13 protein-coding genes are annotated in these 15,643 nt (G+C 67.1%); 4 read left to right on the top strand and 9 right to left on the bottom strand.

Going from position 1 to position 15,643, the window contains the following annotated elements; translation table 11 throughout:
* Positions 1 to 222: 222 nt before the first annotated feature.
* Both AC24R4_RS13680 and AC24R4_RS13685 read left to right on the top strand, forming a co-directional pair.
* Complete coding sequence (locus AC24R4_RS13680) at positions 223 to 1,170, top strand: bifunctional enoyl-CoA hydratase/phosphate acetyltransferase (RefSeq protein WP_487523258.1); 948 nt, start codon at positions 223 to 225, stop codon at positions 1,168 to 1,170.
* Between the two features lie 12 nt (positions 1,171 to 1,182).
* On the top strand, positions 1,183 to 2,406 hold the full coding sequence (locus AC24R4_RS13685) for an acetate/propionate family kinase (protein WP_400396599.1): 1,224 nt from the start codon (positions 1,183 to 1,185) through the stop codon (positions 2,404 to 2,406).
* A gap of 15 nt (positions 2,407 to 2,421) precedes the next feature.
* Here AC24R4_RS13685 and AC24R4_RS13690 read toward each other — a convergent pair whose 3' ends face one another.
* The gene (locus AC24R4_RS13690; RefSeq protein ID WP_487523259.1) at positions 2,422 to 3,198 is read right to left on the bottom strand and encodes a tyrosine-protein phosphatase; all 777 of its coding nucleotides are present in this window, start codon (positions 3,196 to 3,198) and stop codon (positions 2,422 to 2,424) included.
* A 171-nt stretch (positions 3,199 to 3,369) separates the two neighbouring features.
* On the opposite strand from AC24R4_RS13690, the gene AC24R4_RS13695 reads away from it, so the two are divergent.
* Positions 3,370 to 4,065, top strand: a complete 696-nt coding sequence (locus tag AC24R4_RS13695) for a transglycosylase domain-containing protein (RefSeq protein ID WP_153946684.1) — start codon at positions 3,370 to 3,372, stop codon at positions 4,063 to 4,065.
* A gap of 15 nt (positions 4,066 to 4,080) precedes the next feature.
* On the opposite strand, the gene AC24R4_RS13700 is transcribed toward AC24R4_RS13695, so the two are convergent.
* The 5 genes from AC24R4_RS13700 to AC24R4_RS13720 all read right to left on the bottom strand — a co-directional run bounded on the left by AC24R4_RS13700 (position 4,081) and on the right by AC24R4_RS13720 (position 10,212).
* Entirely contained in the window at positions 4,081 to 4,323 is a 243-nt protein-coding gene (locus tag AC24R4_RS13700) for a formate dehydrogenase subunit delta (RefSeq protein ID WP_487523260.1), read from the bottom strand.
* Between the two features lie 8 nt (positions 4,324 to 4,331).
* Positions 4,332 to 5,180, bottom strand: coding sequence for a formate dehydrogenase accessory sulfurtransferase FdhD (gene fdhD, locus AC24R4_RS13705; RefSeq protein ID WP_400394111.1), 849 nt, complete (start codon positions 5,178 to 5,180; stop codon positions 4,332 to 4,334).
* Positions 5,181 to 5,193: 13 nt separating this feature from the next.
* A complete protein-coding gene (gene fdhF, locus AC24R4_RS13710) occupies positions 5,194 to 8,067 on the bottom strand; it encodes a formate dehydrogenase subunit alpha (protein ID WP_400394113.1) in 2,874 nt (957 codons plus the stop codon).
* A 73-nt stretch (positions 8,068 to 8,140) separates the two neighbouring features.
* Positions 8,141 to 9,697, bottom strand: coding sequence for a formate dehydrogenase beta subunit (locus AC24R4_RS13715; RefSeq protein WP_400394114.1), 1,557 nt, complete (start codon positions 9,695 to 9,697; stop codon positions 8,141 to 8,143).
* Complete coding sequence (locus AC24R4_RS13720; protein ID WP_153946679.1) at positions 9,694 to 10,212, bottom strand: formate dehydrogenase subunit gamma; 519 nt, start codon at positions 10,210 to 10,212, stop codon at positions 9,694 to 9,696. The genes AC24R4_RS13715 and AC24R4_RS13720 overlap by 4 nt, the downstream gene beginning before the upstream one ends.
* Positions 10,213 to 10,348: 136 nt before the next feature.
* Between AC24R4_RS13720 and AC24R4_RS13725 the strand changes: the two genes are divergently transcribed.
* Positions 10,349 to 11,440: a substrate-binding domain-containing protein gene (locus tag AC24R4_RS13725; protein WP_400394117.1), complete on the top strand. Its 1,092-nt coding sequence runs from the start codon at positions 10,349 to 10,351 to the stop codon at positions 11,438 to 11,440.
* A 45-nt stretch (positions 11,441 to 11,485) separates the two neighbouring features.
* Here the strand turns inward: AC24R4_RS13725 and AC24R4_RS13730 are convergent, their stop codons facing one another.
* The 3 genes from AC24R4_RS13730 to AC24R4_RS13740 form a co-directional block, all read right to left on the bottom strand.
* Positions 11,486 to 13,183, bottom strand: coding sequence for a M30 family zinc metallopeptidase (locus tag AC24R4_RS13730; protein ID WP_487523261.1), 1,698 nt, complete (start codon positions 13,181 to 13,183; stop codon positions 11,486 to 11,488).
* A gap of 196 nt (positions 13,184 to 13,379) precedes the next feature.
* Entirely contained in the window at positions 13,380 to 14,330 is a 951-nt protein-coding gene (ppk2, locus tag AC24R4_RS13735; RefSeq protein ID WP_400396581.1) for a polyphosphate kinase 2, read from the bottom strand.
* 100 nt (positions 14,331 to 14,430) lie between these two features.
* Positions 14,431 to 15,486 (bottom strand): transporter, encoded by a 1,056-nt coding sequence (locus AC24R4_RS13740; RefSeq protein WP_400396578.1) that lies wholly within the window; start codon positions 15,484 to 15,486, stop codon positions 14,431 to 14,433.
* Positions 15,487 to 15,643 lie beyond the last annotated feature (157 nt).

Raw genomic sequence — 15,643 nt, forward strand, 5'->3', positions numbered from 1 at the left:
GCGAACATCGCTTGCTGCGATGCAACAGTAAAAATCTACCAGTCCGGGGGCGCGCTGACAACCGTTACCAAAGTCCAATGCGTCGGACCGCTTCGCCCGTGACAGAACCAAGTCATCGATACGGCGCCCGCGTTGGCCTATACTGGCTCGGAACGTTTGCGCAACGCAGCATCCACATGCCCCTGCCGGGTGCTGTTCCGATGGCTCACCAGGTACATGCCCATGCCGACCCCATCGTCCGACGACAAGTACGCCCGGCTGCTCGCACGTTGCGAGGGTCTTCCGCCCATCCCGACCGCCGTGGCGCATCCCTGCGACTATTCTTCGCTCGATGGCGCGCTGGAAGCGGCGCGCCTCGGGCTGATCGTGCCCATCCTGTGCGGCCCCGCGGCCCGCATCCGCGCAGTGGCCGAGGAGCATGGGCTGGCGCTGGGCGACACCGAAATCATCGACGCGCCGCACAGCCATGCGTCGGCCGATTGTGCGGTCGAGGCCGTCCGCACGGGCCGGGCCGAACTGCTGATGAAGGGCAGCCTGCACACCGACGAATTGCTGCATGCGGTGGCGCGCAGCGCCAGCGGCCTGCGCACCGGGCGGCGGCTGTCGCACGTGTTCGCGATGGATGTGCCGAGCTATCACAAGCCGCTGTTCATTACCGACGCCGCCGTCAACATCTTTCCCACGCTGAACGAAAAGGCCGACATCGTGCGAAATGCCATCGACCTGGTGCGCGTGCTCGGGGTCGAGCGGCCCAAGGTGGCGATCCTGTCCGCCGTGGAGACGGTCACCGACAAGATCCCGTCGACGATCGAAGCCGCCGCGCTGTGCATGATGAGCCTGCGCGGGCAGATCGAGGGCGGCCTGCTCGACGGGCCGCTGGCGTTCGACAACGCCATCAGCAAGGCGGCCGCCGACACAAAGGGCATCAAGTCGGAGGTGGCGGGCGACCCCGATATCCTGCTGGTACCGGACCTGGAAGCCGGCAACATGCTGGCCAAGCAGCTGACGTTCCTGGCCGGCGCCGAGGCCGCGGGCATCGTGCTGGGCGCCCGGGTCCCGGTCATCCTGACCAGCCGCGCCGACAGCGTGCGCGCCCGCATCGGCAGCTGCGCCATCGCGGTGCTGCTGGCGCATTCGCGGCGCACCGCGCAAACCGCCGTACCGGCCTGAGGAGACCCTGGCGTGAGCACACCACATCCCGTCATTCTCGTCGTCAACGCCGGTTCGTCGAGCGTCAAGGTGTCGATCTACGTGGTGCCGGACGCGGCGCACGAGAACGTCGATATCCAGCCGTCGCTGGCCGCGCATGGCCAGATCGAAGGCATCGGCGTGGCACCGCGCCTGGTGGCGCGCATGGCCGACGGCCGCGAAGTGACCGATCAGAAATTTCCCGTCGAGCAGGTGCCCGACCACGACGCGGCCTTCCGGCTGATCCGGCTGACGCTGAGCGTGGCGCTGCGCGACACGCCGCCGGTGGCCATCGGCCATCGCGTCGTGCATGGCGGCAGCGACTTTGCCGATGCGGTGCGCATCGACGACGCGGTGATTGCCAGGCTGGAAACGCTGGTGCCGCTGGCGCCCTTGCACCAGCCCCACAACCTGACGGCGATCCGTGCCATCCGCGCCGCGGCACCCGACCTGCTGCAAGTGGCCTGCTTCGACACGGCGTTCCACGTCGGCCGCGACGAGCTGGCGCAGCTGATGGCGCTGCCCTATGAATACTACGAGCAGGGCGTGCGGCGCTACGGCTTTCACGGGCTGTCATACGCGTATATCGCGCGCCGCCTCAAGCAGGTGGCGCCCGATCTGGCCGAAGGCCGTGTCATCGTGGCGCATCTGGGCAACGGTGCCAGCCTGTGCGCGATGCACGGCGGCAAGAGCGTGGATTCGACCATGGGCCTGACCGCGCTCGACGGCATGCCGATGGGCACGCGCTGCGGGTCGATCGATCCCGGCGCGGTGCTGTACCTTGCCGCGCAGGGCATGAGCCCCGATGCGATCCAGTCGATGCTGTACGGGCAGTCAGGCCTGAAGGGCATCTCCGGCATCAGCAGCGACATGCGGGCGCTGCTGGCCAGCGACAGCCCGCGTGCGAAGCTGGCCGTCGATTTCTACGCGTATCGCGCGGCCCAGGAAATCGGCAAGCTGGCGGTCACGCTCGGCGGCCTGGACGCCCTGGTCTTCACGGCAGGGGTGGGCGCCAACTCGCCCGACATTCGCGCCCGCATCTGCGCGCACCTGACCGAACTGTTCGGCGTTTCGCTGGACCCCACCGCCAACGGCGACAACTGCCAGCGCGTGAGCCGCGATAGCAGCCGCATCCCGGTACTGGTGTTGCCGACCGACGAGGAAGGCATGATCGCGCTGTCTACGGCGCGCATCCTGCGCGAGAGCGGCGGGCGCTGAGACCGGGATGTCGGCCTAGGGCGCGAGGTAGTGGGCCCGCAGCAATGCGGTGTCCACGCCGAGGTCGTCAGACAGAAAGCGTTCCAGGCTGCCGTATGTCGCGGTGATGGCATCCATCGATGCCTCGATGTACTCGGGGCGCACTTCCAGCAGCGGCAGCATGGCCTCCGCCGTCACGCCGATCTGCGCGACGCCGGCCAGCATCTTTTCATTGAATCGCTGGTTCCAGTGGTTCGACTCGAGGTAGTTGGCCACGATATCGTCCTGGGACACGCCGAGTGCGCCCAGCAGCAGCAGCGACGCAAAGCCGGTGCGGTCCTTGCCCGCCGTGCAGTGGTAGTAGAGCGTCTTGCCCGCTTCGGCGTGGCGCAGGAACGTGCGGAAAGCGTCGCGGTAGCGCACCGGGAAATCGCGATACACGTCGAGCATGAAGCCGTGCATCTGCGCGGCGTTGCTCGCACGCAGTCGGGGCAGCAATACGTCCATCGACATCGCGCCATCGAGTACCGGCACCGCCAGCCACGCGAAACGCTCGCCGAATGCCTGCTCGCCGGGGGATTTCTCGCCCGGCGACCGGAAGTCGACGACGATGTCGAGCTGCAACGCGTGCAGCTTGTCGAGATCCGCGGCGCAACCGAGTGCCGGATTGGCGCTGCGGTACAGCTTGTTCTGGCGAATCCGGCGGCCGGCATGCCCGGTCAGCCCGCCCAGGTCGCGCGCGTTGGCGATGGTTTCCAGGTCCAGACAGGGCCGCATTGTGGCGGCCGCGCTATATAGGTTATCGGTCTGCATGGCTCTTGAAAATGTTCGGCATTGGCGTCGATTATTTCAGATCGCCAACGGCGACGACACCCTGATTATCACCAAATGCCCTCGGCGCGGGCGCGCGGGCGCCCCCGGGCCCTCCCTCGGGATGCGGCCGGAAAATCGGGTATCGCGCCTGGCAATGGCACAATACGCGCCATGCAACGTATCTGGTCCGCCTTCGTCAAGTTCGTGCTGCTCGCCGTGGTGGGCGGCACGTTGCTGGTTGCATTCGCCGTATTGATGGCCAACCGGCAGTTGCCGTCGCTCGACGCCATGCTGGCCTTCCGGCAGACGCCGGGCTACGTCAGGCTGGCGGATTTTCCCCACACGCTGCCCGAGGCCGTCGTGGCCATCGAGGATGACCGCTTCTACCTGCATGATGGCGTCGACTATGTGGGCGTGATGCGCGCCGGCATCGCGAACCTGTCGGACGAACTATCGCAGGGCGCATCCACCATCACCATGCAGGTGGCCCGCAACTTCTTCCTGTCGCGCAAGAAGACCTACACGCGCAAGCTCTACGAAATCCTGCTGGCGTACCGCATCGAGAACGCGCTGAGCAAGGACGAGATCCTCGAGCTCTACCTGAACAAGATCTACCTGGGCCAGGGCGCCTATGGCTTCTCGGAAGCCGCCGACACCTACTTCGGCAAGCCCGTGGACCAGTTGTCGCTGGCCGAATGCGCGATGCTGGCCGGTCTGCCCAAGGCACCGTCGGCCAACAATCCCGTGGTGAACCCGCGCCGGGCGCGGCAGCGGCAGAGCTACATCCTGCTGCGGATGATGGAGCTGGGCCGGATCACCCGTGCCCAGTACGACGCCGCGCTGCTGGAGCCGCTGCGTCTGCGTTGACCGTCTTGTCAGCGCTCAGGCCGCCGCCCGCAGGACGATCTGGAGCATTTCGGGATGACGCGCCACCGCTTCCACGACGATGGGGTGCACCCCCTCGCCGCCGGCTTCGATATGCGCCAGGAACGCCCGCTTCATGCGGGGCTCCCAGAACTTCTTGATATGCGAGGCGATATCGGCCAGCGCCTCGTCACGATCGGGCATCGCCTCGAAAAAGCTGCCGATCTGGTTGGCCATCTTGACCAGGTTCTCGATATGCATGCCAGACCTTATCCAGTATGTAGTCGTTGAGGATGGCTGTAGACCACCATGGTGCCGCCCCGGACAAAGCCGGCCAGCGTGATGCCTGCCGTCTCGGCCAGGCGCACCGCCATGGCCGTGGGGCCGGACACCGCCGCCAGCACGCCGGCGCCGATGGCGGCGGTCTTCTGCACCATCTCGTAGCTCGCGCGGCTGGTCACGATGACCGCGCCGCGCGCAATGTCTTCCTGGCCCCCGCGGGCCAGTGCGCCGGCCAGCTTGTCCAGCGCGTTGTGCCGGCCCACGTCCTCGCGCACCAGCGCGACCTCGCCATCAGGCCGCATCCACGCCGCCGCATGCGTGGCGCCGGTGTCGCGCAGCAGCGCCTGGCGCTTGTGCAGCACCGCGAACGCATGCTCGAACACGCGCGGATCGAACTCGGCCTGGCTGCGCACCGGTTCCGGCATGCGCATGACCTCGTCCAGCGATTCGGTGCCGCAAAGCCCGCACCCGGTACGCCCGGCCATGGCCCGCCGGCGGCCCTTGAGTTCGACGAAGGCGCCCGTGGCAATCTCCACCTTGACCGTGATGCCCTGCGCGCCGGCCTCGACGTCGACGCCGTAGATGTCGCTGGCGGCCGCCACAATGCCTTCGCTGAGGCTGAAGCCCAGCGCGAAGTCCTCCAGATCGGCCGGCGTGGCCAGCATCACCGCATGCGAGATGCCGTTGAACTCCAGCGCCACCGGCACTTCCTCGGCCAGATGATCGACCTCGGCCGTCAACACCCCGTGACGCCAGCGGCTGACCGGGAACGTGCGCTGCGCCGGCACCTCGTCGGTGCCGGCCGCGCTGTCCGGAGATGGCACATCGCGTTTCATCGCCGCTCCCGGGTCAGCCCGCCTGCGCCGTCTCGCTGGCGGCGCGCAGGTGGCCAAGCTGCTCTTCGTTGAACGCCTGGTAGTTGCGCTGCCAGGTGGACGGCTGCGCCACCGGCATCACCTGCACCGCCGTCACCTTGTACTCGGGGCAGTTGGTGGCCCAGTCCGAATTGTCGGTGGTGATCACGTTGGCGCCCGACTCGGGGAAGTGGAAGGTCGTGTAGACCACGCCGGGCTGCATGCGCTGGCTGACGATCGCCCGCAGCACGGTCTCGCCGGCCCGGCTCTGCACGCCCACCCAGTCGCCGTCCTTGATGCCACGCTCTTCGGCATCGTGCGGGTGGATTTCCAGCCGGTCCTCGTCGTGCCAGTGCACGTTGTGCGTGCGCCGCGTCTGCGCGCCCACGTTGTACTGCGACAGGATGCGGCCGGTGGTCAGCAGCAGCGGGTACTTCTGCGTCACCTTCTCGTCGGTCGGCACGTACTTGGTGATGATGAACTTGCCCTTGCCGCGCACGAATCCGTCGACGTGCATGGTCGGCGTGCCCTGCGGCGCCTCGGCGTTGCACGGCCACTGCACGCTGCCCAGCTCGTCGAGCTTCTGGTAGCTCACGCCCGAGAACGTCGGCGTCAGGCGCGCAATCTCGTCCATGATCTCGGACGGATGCTTGTACGCCATCGGATAGCCCAGCGCCTTCGACAGCAGCAGCGTCACTTCCCAGTCCGAATAGCCGGCCTGCGGCGGCATCACCTTGCGCACGCGCGAGATGCGACGCTCGGCGTTGGTGAACGTGCCGTCCTTTTCCAGGAACGACGAACCGGGCAGGAACACGTGCGCGTACTTGGCCGTCTCGTTCAGGAAGATGTCCTGCACGACGATGCATTCCATCGACGACAACGCCTCGGCCACGTGCTGCGTGTTCGGGTCCGACTGGACGATATCCTCACCCTGGCAGTACAGGCCCTTGAACGTGCCGGTCAGCGCGGCCTCGAACATGTTCGGGATACGCAGGCCCGGCTCGGGGTTGATGCCCACGCCCCACGCGGCCTCGAAGCTGCTGCGCACGGTCGAATCCGACACATGGCGATAGCCCGGCAGTTCGTGCGGGAACGATCCCATGTCGCACGAGCCCTGCACGTTGTTCTGGCCGCGCAGCGGGTTCACGCCCACGCCTTCGCGGCCGACGTTGCCCGTGGCCATGGCCAGGTTGGCGATGCCCATCACCGTGGTGGAGCCCTGCGCGTGTTCCGTCACGCCCAGACCGTAGTAGATGGCCGCATTGCCGCCGGTGGCGTAGAGCCGCGCGGCGCCGCGCAGCGTTTCGGCCGGCACGCCGGTGGACGCCTCCAGCACTTCCGGCGAGTTCTCGGGCAGGGCCACGAAGTCGCGCCATTGCTGGAATGCGCGGTCTTCGCAACGCTCGGCGATGAACTGCTCGGCCAGCAGGCCTTCCGTGACGATCACGTGGGCCATCGCCGTGACCACGGCCACGTTGGTGCCCGGGCGCAGTTGCAGGTGATAGTCGGCACGGATGTGCGGCGAATCCACCAGATCGATCTGGCGCGGATCCACGACGATCAGCTTGGCGCCTGCGCGCAGGCGGCGCTTCATGCGCGAGCCGAACACCGGGTGGCCGTCGGTCGGGTTGGCGCCGATCACCATGATCACGTCGGACTTGGCCACCGAGCGGAATGTCTGGGTGCCCGCCGATTCGCCCAGCGTGGTCTTCAGGCCATAGCCGGTCGGCGAATGGCAGACCCGTGCGCAGGTGTCGACGTTGTTGTTGCCGAACGCCGCACGCACCAGCTTCTGCACCAGGTAGCCTTCCTCGTTGGTGCAGCGCGACGACACGATGCCGCCGATCGAATCGGTGCCGTGTTCGGCCTGGATGCGCTTGAACTGCGACGCGGCGTAGCCGATGGCCTCTTCCCACGACACTTCGCGCCAGGGATCGGTGATCTTCGCGCGGATCATCGGCTTGAGGATGCGGTCCTTGTGCGTGGCATAGCCCCAGGCAAAGCGGCCCTTCACGCAGGCGTGGCCTTCGTTGGCGGCGCCGTCCTTGTGCGGGACCATGCGCACCACCTCGTTGCCCTTCATCTCGGCCTTGAACGAGCAGCCCACGCCGCAGTACGCGCACGTGGTCACCACGTTGTGCGACGGCTGGCCCAGCTGGATCACCGACGTCTCGGTCAGCGTGGCGGTCGGGCAGGCCTGCACGCAGGCACCGCACGACACGCAGTCCGATTCCATGAACGGCTGGCTGGTGCCGGCGGACACGCGCGAATCGAAGCCCCGGCCGCTGATGGTCAGCGCGAAGGTGCCCTGGGTTTCCTCGCAGGCCCGCACACAGCGGTTGCAGACGATGCACTTGGACGGGTCGTAGGTGAAATACGGGTTCGACTCGTCCTTCTTCATGTGCGTGTGCGTGGCGATCGGGGCGGCACCGCCGGCGCCATCCGCGTAGCGCACTTCGCGCAGGCCCACCACGCCGGCCATGTCCTGCAGTTCGCAGTTGCCGTTGGTCGGGCAGGTCAGGCAGTCGAGCGGGTGATCGGAGATATAGAGCTCCATCACGCCACGGCGCAGTTCGCCAAGCTTGCCGCTCTGCGTGCGCACCTTCATGCCCGGTTCCACGGGGGTGGTGCACGAGGCCGGATAGCCGCGCCGGCCTTCGATCTCCACCAGACACAGCCGGCAGGAGCCGAACGGTTCCAGGGAATCGGTGGCGCAGAGCTTGGGCACGCCAATGCCGGCTTCGGCAGAGGCGCGCATGACAGAGGTGCCGGCCGGCACGGTGACGGATACCCCATCGATCTCCAGCGTGACCAGAGTGTCGGAATCGATGGCCGGGGTGCCGTAGTCGAAATCGTCGCGAGCGTTCAAGGGATGTCTCCCGTAATGCACTGCTTTTTGTGGATGCGCGCCCCTGAGGGGCACGTCGGTTCTGGAATATCGTTCAGGCGGCGCGGGCCGGCTTGGCCGACAAGCCGAAGTCCTCGGGGAATTCGTTCAGCGCGGACAGCACCGGGTACGGCGTCATGCCGCCCATCGCGCACAGCGAACCCGCCAGCATCGTGTCGCACAGGTCGCGCACCAGCGCCACATGCTTCACGGGCTGGTCGCCCGCGATGATGCGGTCGATCACCTCGACGCCACGCGTCGATCCGATCCGGCACGGCGTGCACTTGCCGCACGACTCGATGGCGCAGAACTCCATGGCATAGCGGGCCATCTTGGCCATGTCCACGGTCTCGTCGAACACCACGATGCCGCCGTGGCCCACCACCGCGCCAAACGCGGCATAGGCCTCGTAGTCCAGCGGCGCATCGAAGCGCGATTCGGGCAGGTAGGCACCCAGCGGGCCGCCCACCTGCACGGCCCGGATGGCCCGGCCGCTGCGGGTGCCGCCGCCGAAGTCGAACATCAGCTCGCGCAGCGTCACGCCGAACGCCTTTTCCACCAGACCGCCCTGCCGGATATTGCCGGCCAGCTGGAACGGCAGCGTGCCGCGCGAGCGGCCCATGCCGAAGTCCTGGTAGAACCTGGCGCCGCGCGCCAGGATCACCGGCACCGTGGCCAGCGAGATCACGTTGTTGATCACGGTGGGCTGGCCGAACAGCCCCTTCAGCGCCGGCAGGGGCGGCTTGGCGCGCACCACGCCCCGCTTGCCTTCCAGGCTTTCGAGCAGCGCGGTTTCCTCGCCGCATACATAGGCACCGGCGCCCTTGCGGACTTCCAGCGTGAAGCGCTTGCCGCTGCCCTGGATGTTGTCGCCCAGCCAGCCCGCCTGCGTGGCGGTGGCGATGGCGGCCTCGGTGGCGGCAATCGCGTGCGGGTATTCGGAACGCGTGTAGATATAGCCGGACTCGGCGCCCACGGCCAGGCCGGCGATCGTCATGCCCTCGATCAGCATGAACGGGTCGTCTTCCATGACCATGCGGTCGGAGAACGTGCCCGAGTCGCCTTCGTCGGCGTTGCAGACGATGTACTTGACCGGCGACTGCGCAGCCAGCACGGTCTTCCATTTGATGCCGGTCGGGAACGCCGCGCCGCCCCGGCCGCGCAGGCCGGAGTCGAGCACCTCCTGCACGATCTGCGCGGGCTCCATGGTCAGCGCGCGCGTCAGGCCGGCATAGCCCTCGTGGGCGATGTAGTCGTCGAGCGACAGCGGATCGGTGATGCCCACGCGGGCAAAGGTCAGGCGCTCCTGCTGCTTCAGGAACGGAATCTCGTCGGTCAGCCCGAGCGCCAGCGCATGCTGGCCGCCGGTCAGCAAGCCGGCGTCGAACAGCGCGGCGACGTCGTCTTCCGTCACCGGGCCGTATGCCGTGCGTCCGGCAGCGGTCTGTACCTCGACCAGCGGTTCCAGCCAGAACATGCCGCGCGAGCCGTTGCGCACGATACGCACGTCGGCGCCGCGCCGTGCGGCTTCGGCGGCGATGGCCTGCGCCACCTCGTCGGCACCCAGCGCCAGCGCGGTGGAGTCGCGCGGAACGAAGATGGTGGTGGTCATGCGCGGGCCTCCTGGTCTTCACGGACGGCATCGACAAGTTTGTCGAACCGTTTGGCATCGACGCGCGCGTGAATGCGGTCGCCGATCATCATCGACGGGCCGGTGGCACACTGCCCCAGGCAGTAGACCGGCTCCAGCGTATATTGGCCGTCGGCCGTGGTCTCGTGGAAGTCGCAGCCAAGCTTGCGGCAGGCGTGTTCGGCCAGCGCGTCGGCACCGACCGACTGGCACGCTTCGGCACGGCACACCTGCACGACGTGGCGTCCGGCCGGCTGCTCGCGAAAATGGTGATAGAACGTGATGACGCCATGCACTTCGGCACGCGACAGGTTCAGGGCCTTGGCGATGACCGGCACGGCATCGGCCGGGATATAGCCCTGGGTGTCCTGGATCTCGTGCAGAATCGGCAGCAACGCGCCAGGCATGTCACGCCTGGCCGCGACGATGCGCGCGATATCTGCGGAATCCGTCCGGCCATTGCCGGCGGGCGCCGTGGGGATGGCGGTGTCTGGCATGCTGTCTCCATATTGTTCTGTCGGTTCCGAAACCGGCTTTTTTATTCATATTCCGGAACATCACAACGGGCTTTTTGGCCTCTTTATGCGACTATAGAACCGTGTTTTGCCCCGTTCAATATGCTATTTTCCGCATATGCTACGCATTTCGATCCTTCCGCACCTGCAGATCCGCGACGACGCCGCCCCGGGACCCGCGCCAGCACTGGATGTGTCGCGCCTGGTGGCCCTGCTGGGCCTGATCGAATCCACGGGAAATATCGCCCAGTCGGCCGAGGCCATGGCGTTGTCATACCGCTACGCCTGGGGCATCTTGCGCGATGCCGAGACGCTGTTCGGCGGCGCGCTGATCGCCAAGACGCGCGGCCGGGGGTCTACCCTGACGCCGCTGGCGCAACAGCTGGTGTGGGCCAGCAAGCGCATTGCCGCGCGCCTGTCGCCCACGCTCGACAGCCTGGCCTCGGAACTGGAGATCGAACTCAAGAAGCTGATGGCGGCCAGCGATCCGGCCGTGCGCATCCACGCCAGCCATGGCTTTGCCGTGGCGGCGCTGCGTGACTTCCTGGACGAACAGAAGGTGCGCCACGACCTCAAGTATTGCGGCAGCCTGGAGGCCGCCGCCGCGCTGTCCGAGGGCGCCTGCGACGTGGCCGGCTTTCACGTGCCGGTTGGCGAGTTCGAGGAAGAGACGCTGCGCGGCTTCTCGCGCTGGTTGCACCCCGAAAAGCATTGCCTGATCCACCTGGCCACGCGCCAGCAGGGGCTGTTCGTGCGCCCCGGCAATCCGCTGAACATCCGCTCGCTGGAAGACCTGACGCGCGCCGACGTGCGCTTCGTCAACCGCCAACTGGGGTCCGGCACCCGCCTGCTGCTGGACTTGATGCTGGCCCGGCGCGGCATCGACAGCAGCCGCATCGAGGGCTTCAACAACGGCGAATTCACGCACGCGGCCGTGGCCGCCTACATCGGCAGCGGCATGGCCGACGTGGGATTCGGCGTGGAAACGGCGGCCCGGCGCTTCAACCTGGAGTTCGTGCCGGTGCTCAAGGAACGCTACTTCTTCGCGCTGGAAACGGAAGCCCTGCACAGCCCGGCGCTGCAGGGCGCGGTATCGGCGATGAAGAGCGGCAGCTTCCGCGAACGCGTCAACGCCCTGCCCGGCTACGACGGCGAACTGACCGGCACGGTGCAGACGTTCGCCGAGGCATTTCCGGGGGTGGTGCTGTAGGCCGCAAGGCGCAGCCCCCGGCCATCGCCAACGAACCGCCTGCGCTCAATACACCACCACCGACAGCGTCACGCCGGCCGGCACGCGCACCTTGTCGCTGTACACGCCGTTGCTGGCGCTGCGCGGTGCGATGTAGCTGCCGTAGCTCTGAAGCATCGACGGTGCGGTGGCCGGCAACTTGCGCAGCGCGGTGTACGCGGCGCCGGACGGATCGATTTCCGGCAGTGTGTACGTGCCGTCAGACCACTGCGGATAGCCGAAGCCCTGCGGCGTGAGCGCCAGCGGCATGTTGCTGTTGGTGCTGGCGCGCCAGTTGGTCAGGGCCTGATCGAAGGTCCAGCCGCCGCCCACGATTGCGGCGGCCAGCACCGCCTTGGAGCCCGGCTGCTGACGGGTCAGCAGGTCGCGGAAGAAGCCGATGCCCAGCTGGCGGTTCAGGAAACCGCCGAAGCTGCCCGACACCGCATAGCTCTCGCACGACACGCCGAAGCCCGTGAACGCCGTCAGGTTGCAGTTGTAGTCGCTGTAGCGGTAGTAGTCCGGCAGGCGCACGTCGCGGATCGGGTTGTAGTTCGACAGGATGGCGCCGCTCAGGAAGTCCTCCATCTGCATCGCCGTCATTTCCTCGAGCCAGGTGTCGTAGGCGTAATCGGCGCCCATGCTGATCTGGCGGCGATAGAAGTTCTGCATGTGCGTGCCTTCGTGCGCCATCGTGGTCTTGACAGACCGCAGGCCAGCCGCATTGCCCAGCGACAGCGTTTCGCTGTCCAGATACAGCGACACCGACTCGTTGCTGTTCGGTTCCTTGGTCTTCAGGAAGTTGTGCAGGCCCCAGAAGTAGCCCACGGTGCCGTAGGGCTTGCCGTCGCGGTTGAAGTTGAGCACGACGATATCCACGGGCGCGCCGGCCGGCAGCATCGACGTGCCGTACGAATTGGCACCCCAGACCCGCCCGCCCACGTTGAGCAGCCGATCGTAGATCATGCTGCTGCCCGCAAAAGCGGTGGCCAGCTCAAGAACTGTCGCATCCGGCACATTGGCGGCCTCGGCGGTCTCCACCCAGACGTTGACGATGGTGCCGTCGCTGGCGCTCACCTGCTTGCGCAGCGTGGCAGCACGCTGGGTCCCGTCCGTGTGATACCAGTTGCGGGTGGCGCCTTCCGGCAGGCCCGCGGTGCCGATCGACGCGGCCAGCGGCGCCGGCACGCCCAGCGTGCTGAGCATCGGATCCCCCGACGTGCGCGTGGCATCGACCCAGCCCTTGCGGTTGTACTCGCCAATGGCCCGCTGGGTGGTTTCGTCGGCCGACGCCTGGCTCAGCGCCTGCGGTGCGATCATCTCTGCCGCCACCTGCGACGACAGGCCGGCCGGCATGGCCACGGCGGCATCGCCCTGATTGGACAGTTGCAGCCAGATCGTCTTGCCGGCCACGCCGGAAATTGCATACTGCGCGTCGACCGCCGCGCCAGTGTTGTTCGGGTAGCCCCAGATCCCGGCATCGGTGCCCCCGTACGTGCTCTCGCCCGTGGCGCCACAGCCGGTGCACGACTTCGTCAGCCCCACCTGCTGGGGCGGCGGAGTCGTGGCGGTGGCCGTGCTGGCGGCCTGGCCGGCGGCGGCGCTGTCGCCGCCGTCACCGCCCCCGCCGCAAGCGGTCAGGGCAAGCGCGGTCAGGGCCGCAAGACCGGTCAATCCGGCGGGAAAACGATGGCGCGTGCCGGCACGCGGGGTCATGCGACGCATTGGGTGGCTCCGAAACTAAGCGGTCTCCGGGGCCGGGCGCGCGCATCGCGCCCGATCGGAGTGGTCACCCAATAACGACGCGGAACGCAGCAGGTTTAGCGCCATTACATCGCTTTTCTGCGATGGTTCGCGCCAACAACCGTTTCAATCTGTCGTGATACGCACGCAGGCCCGCTGCGGGCGCCGGCACCGTTCGCTAGTAGATCTCCGGAATGATCATGTTGTCCGGCACGGGCTGGCGGACATAGTCGGCATGCCGTTCGCGCTCGGGCAGGACGATGGACGGCTGCGCCGGCTCCACATAGGGCATCTGCTGCAGCAGGTGGTGGATGCAGTTCAGCCGGGCGCGCTTCTTGTCCACGGCCTGTACCACCCACCACGGCGCCTCGGAGATATGCGTGCGCTCCAGCATGATCTCCTTGGCGCGCGTGTAGTCTTCCCAGCGGCGGCGCGACTCCAGGTCCATCGGGCTCAGCTTCCACTGCTTGAGCGGGTCGTGGATGCGGCTCAGGAAGCGCATGTGCTGTTCGTCGTCGGTGATCGAGAACCAGTACTTGATCACCTGGATACCGGAACGCACCAGCATCCGCTCGAACTCGGGCACGGAACGGAAGAATTCCTCGTACTGCTCGTCGGTGCAGAACCCCATCACGTGTTCCACGCCGGCGCGGTTGTACCAGCTGCGGTCGAACAGCACCATTTCGCCAGCGGCGGGCAGATGCGACACATACCGCTGGAAGTACCACTGGGTGCGCTCGCGGTCGTTCGGCGCCGGCAGCGCGGCCACGCGGCAGACGCGCGGATTCAGCCGCTGCGTGATGCGCTTGATCACGCCGCCCTTGCCGGCCGCGTCGCGCCCCTCGAACAGGATCACCACCTTGTGCCCCGTGGCCACCACCCAGCTCTGCAGCTTCACCAGTTCGCCCTGCAGGCGGAACAGCTCGCGGAAGTAAAGACGACGCTCGGCGCGCTCGGCTTCGTCGCCGTTGAGGTTGCTGTTGTCGCCGGGGCCGCCTGTCTCGCCCGCCAGCACCCGCTGCACCAGCAGCGGATCGCGGTCTTCCAGCTCCAGTTCGAGCTCTTCGTCGTAGTAGTCCGCCACCTCGCGGTGAATGCGCCGGATCAGCGCTTCGTCGTTGTAGTCCATGGCTTTCCTCCATTGCGCACGCCGAACGCTGTGCGCCTTGGTGACTGATCGTACGCCTGCAATATGGCAATTTTACGAATTGTCATAGAGGCATCCTGCATCACATCATGCCGCTTTCCTGCTTGCGGAACGCCCAGCGCCCGGCCAGCACCGTGAAGCTGGCCACCAGCACCACCAGCACCCAGAACCCGTGCGGATGCGCGGCCAGCGGAATCCCGCCCACATTCATGCCGAAAAAGCCGGCCACGATATTGATCGGCAGCGCCAGCACCGTGACCAGCGTCAGCGTGAACAGCGTGCGGTTGGTCTGTTCGTTGAGCTTGGCGGCGATCTCTTCCTGCAGCAGCTTGATGCGTTCCACGAGCGCGGCCAGGTCATTGAGCACCAACGAGAATTCTTCGGTCGATTCGCGCAATTCCTGCAAATCGGTGTCGAGCAGCCACGCGGGCGGCCGGTTCAGCAGCCGGAACAGCGCGCCGGGCTCGGGCGCCAGCAGCCGCTGCAGGCGCACCAGGCCTCGCCGCATGGCGCCCAGGTCCGCCCGGTTCGACTGCAGCCGCTGCGACAGCAGCTGGTCTTCGATCTGGTCCACGCTGACACCCGTCTCGCGCACGATCTGTACCAGCACGTCGGCCTGGTCCTGCAGCAGGTGCACCACCAGGTTCAGGGGCGACCGGAACCGCTCGCCACGCCGCACGGCGGCGCGCAGCCGGTCCACCGACCGCAGCGGGCGTGCCCGGGCGGTCACCACCAGCCGGTGGTCGGCATGCGCCCAGAGCGTGGAAATATCGGTCGAGGCCACGCCGAAGTTGTAGATCACGTCGTTGACCACGGCCAGCAGCGCGGCGTCCTGGCGTTCGATGCGGGTCGAATGGGAACCCTGCCGCAGCGCCTCGAAGAAATCGTCGGGCAAGCCAAGCTGGCCGCGCATCCAGCGTTCGCAGGCGCTGTGCGACAGGTTGAAGTGCAGCCAGACAAACGGGCGCTCGGTCTGCGCCACCGCGTCGTCCGGGCCCGCCGCCGGATGCTCGCGAAGCCAGGCGGCGGCCGCGCTGGAATCGATCTCGCGCCCCGGCTGCCCCGGTTCGAACAGGAAACCGCTGACCAGACCGACCGGGTCGGAACCATAGCCGGCTTCGACAATGCCCGATTGCATGCAAACTCCCTTCACGTTGCCTCGCGTGACGTTATCACGCCGCCATGACGCCCGGTGCGGCGGCCGCGTCCGTTGTACCGGCCCGCAACACCTGCTCCATTCTGGAACACCCCGCCGTCCCTGCCACCCGCCCCCGCCGGCCGCCATCCCGCATGGC

The sequence above is a fragment of the Cupriavidus sp. CER-90 genome, from assembly GCF_057652055.1.